At 43.7% G+C, this 1,653-nt stretch carries 4 protein-coding genes; all 4 read left to right on the forward strand.

Going from position 1 to position 1,653, the window contains the following annotated elements:
- Nucleotides 1-158 precede the first annotated feature (158 nt).
- The gene (locus BGL89_RS09175; protein ID WP_271975260.1) at nucleotides 159-332 is read left to right on the forward strand and encodes a DUF433 domain-containing protein; all 174 of its coding nucleotides are present in this window, start codon (nucleotides 159-161) and stop codon (nucleotides 330-332) included.
- Between the two features lie 297 nt (nucleotides 333-629).
- The gene (locus tag BGL89_RS09180; protein ID WP_002738880.1) at nucleotides 630-866 is read left to right on the forward strand and encodes a DUF4160 domain-containing protein; all 237 of its coding nucleotides are present in this window, start codon (nucleotides 630-632) and stop codon (nucleotides 864-866) included.
- A complete protein-coding gene (locus tag BGL89_RS09185) occupies nucleotides 847-1,161 on the forward strand; it encodes a DUF2442 domain-containing protein (RefSeq protein WP_286825453.1) in 315 nt (104 codons plus the stop codon). The genes BGL89_RS09180 and BGL89_RS09185 overlap by 20 nt, the downstream gene beginning before the upstream one ends.
- A 92-nt stretch (nucleotides 1,162-1,253) precedes the next feature.
- A complete protein-coding gene (locus BGL89_RS09190; protein WP_286825460.1) occupies nucleotides 1,254-1,508 on the forward strand; it encodes a hypothetical protein in 255 nt (84 codons plus the stop codon).
- Nucleotides 1,509-1,653: the final 145 nt, after the last annotated feature.

A 1,653-nucleotide genomic window follows, 5' to 3' on the forward strand; every position in this document is an offset into this window, starting at 1 on the left:
GGCTTTGACATTCTGGGCATTTCATTGTTCTTTCTGCTTATTTTATTTTTCATTTATTTTACCTCATCATCTCTTAATCTGACAACGCCATAAAACGAGATATAGGGTGCGTCCCACGCAGCCTTGACCTTTTTGAAAACACTTTCAATGATGTAGCTATGGACTGGGAAACTCGAATTACACTAAATCCCGATATTTTGGTGGGAAAACCTATCATTAAAGGAACAAGGATTGCGGTTGAATTTATCATCGATCTTCTCGCCCAAGGTTGGAGTATTGATGAAATTCTGCGAAACTACCCAGGTATTACAGTGCGATCGCCGATCTTGTAGGGTGCGTTCCCTAATGCAAGTCCTACTGGTCCAGCGATCGATTTTGGGGGAACGCACCATGCACATTGATTGAAGTTGTGGGTTAAAGTGCGATGCGGAAGGCACTGCGTAGCAGATCGCCGATCTTGTAGGTTGGGTTGAGGCAACGAAACCCAACACCTTCGGAACTAAACTGCGAACGCTAATCTTGTATTGTTCTTAACCTTAAATAGCCTTTGGCCTACATGAGCATATTCACAGATTGACAGTCAGCGAGGCATTCAGCTATGTTTGAGGTATTTAGAGCAAAACTTTTGAATGCCCACGCTGTTGACCGTTGGCCCATATCGATTCTTTTGCTACGCAGGCGATCGCCATGAGCCACCTCACATCCATGTTGAACGAGATCGAGAGATCGCTAAATTCTGGCTTCAGCCGGTTCGTCTTCAGAGTAACCAAGGATTTAACCGCACCGAAATTAACCGCATTCAAAAACTTGTTCAAGAAAACCAAGAACAATTACTAGCAGGCTGGAATGACTTTTTTAACGAATGAAGTATTTGAAACATTAGCAATTCAGCAATTGGCCATCACAGATGACACACTCAGTGTAGATTTGTCTGATGGGCGCACTATATCTGTTCCCCTGGCATGGTATCCTCGGCTCCTGCATGGCTCAATTGAGGAGCGCAATGATTATCGCTTGATCGCTGATGGCAGTGGAATCCATTGGAATCAACTAGATGAAGACATTAGCACTAAAAACTTGATTCTTGGCCAACCATCAGGGGAAAGTCAAAAATCATTGAAGCGTTGGTTAAATAATCGAGTGCGATCACCGATCTTGTAGTGCGATCGCCGATCTTGTAGGTTGGCTTGAGGCAACGAAACCCAACAATATTTGATTTAAGGTGTGTTACTGCGGTGACACACCTTTTACCTATCAGTCATCAGGAGAGCTTATTTATTTTCTGCTTAGATTCAGTTAAAATTGTACGTTCTCAAGTCGAGGAAGGGAATCATGGGAGAATTGTAGCAATAGACATCGAAACAGGGGCTTTTGAAGTGGCTGACGACAGCCTAACAGCTGCTAAACAACTGTTAATACGTTTTCCTGATGCACAAATATTTGGTATTTGGATTGGGCATCGCGCTGTCCATCGTTTTGGCTTTCGTTCCCCCAGTGTGTTGCCATGATGATGGGGAGCGTTAATTCGCGCCGAGAAGCAATTATTCAATTTGCAGTGCGATCGCTATCGCTGTAGGGTGCGTTAATAATTAGGAGACAGTGATGTTATAGTTTTCCAGAGAGCTTTAGAGGATAAGAGACGATGAGAAACCG

The organism is Microcystis sp. LSC13-02 (assembly GCA_002282935.1).
GTDB lineage: Bacteria > Cyanobacteriota > Cyanobacteriia > Cyanobacteriales > Microcystaceae > Microcystis.

What these genes read in the sequence shown, in the direction of transcription:
- BGL89_RS09175 (WP_271975260.1), top strand. Translation starts at nt 159, where the DNA reads ATGGACTGGGAAACTCGAATTACACTAAATCCCGATATTTTGGTGGGA.
- BGL89_RS09180 (WP_002738880.1), top strand. Translation starts at nt 630, where the DNA reads ATGCCCACGCTGTTGACCGTTGGCCCATATCGATTCTTTTGCTACGCA.
- BGL89_RS09185 (WP_286825453.1), top strand. Translation starts at nt 847, where the DNA reads ATGACTTTTTTAACGAATGAAGTATTTGAAACATTAGCAATTCAGCAA.